At 69.3% G+C, this 704-nt stretch carries 1 protein-coding gene; it reads right to left on the bottom strand.

Annotated elements, in window-relative coordinates:
• A partial coding sequence (locus tag BIV03_RS04945; protein ID WP_139201865.1) for a DUF4032 domain-containing protein occupies positions 1-704 on the bottom strand: 704 nt, incomplete at both ends.

Below are 704 nucleotides of genomic sequence, written 5' to 3' on the forward strand. Positions count from 1 at the left end.
CCGGCACCGCGTCGTCGACGACCGGGATCGGCAGCGTCATCGACGAGGTCGGCGGGTTGATCAGCAGCCGCTCGTCGCGACGGTGCCGGAGCACGTCGTTGATGTAGGCGGTCGTCGCCTCGGGGAGCGACACCGAACGCTCTTCTTCCTGCGACATGAACCAGCGGTGCTCGAGCAGCTCGTGGAACACCTCGGCCGGCTCGAGCCGCCCGCGCAGGTCCCGCGGGATCGAGCGGATCACCGGCTCGAACACCCGCGACACCCACTCGTGCGCCACCATCTCCTCGTCGAGCAGGTCGCGGCCGTTGCGCGCCCGGTACGAGTCGAGGTCGTTGAGGAGCCGCCGCGCCTGGTTCTCGCCGGCGTCGATCCCGGTGAGGCGCAGGAGCCGTCGCTGGTGGTGTCCGGCGTCGACGACCTTCGGCTGGATGCGCACCTGCGACCCGCCCTCGGTCGTGTGGATCGAGAGCTCCTCGATGTCGAAGCCGAGCGCGTTGAGCCGTTCGACGCGGTCGTTGATGCGCCAGCGTTCCTTGACGTCGAACTGCTCGGTGCCGGTGAGTTCCTTCCAGAGCGTCCGGTACTGCGCGACGATCCGGTTCGAGACGTCCACGGCGTCGGCGTTCTCGTCGAGTCGACCGCCCGCCTCGAGGTCGAGGAGCTCGCCGGCGATGTTCACGCGCGCGACCTCGAGGTCGTTCTCC

The sequence above is a fragment of the Curtobacterium sp. MCBA15_016 genome (assembly GCF_001865105.1).
Classification (GTDB): domain Bacteria; phylum Actinomycetota; class Actinomycetes; order Actinomycetales; family Microbacteriaceae; genus Curtobacterium.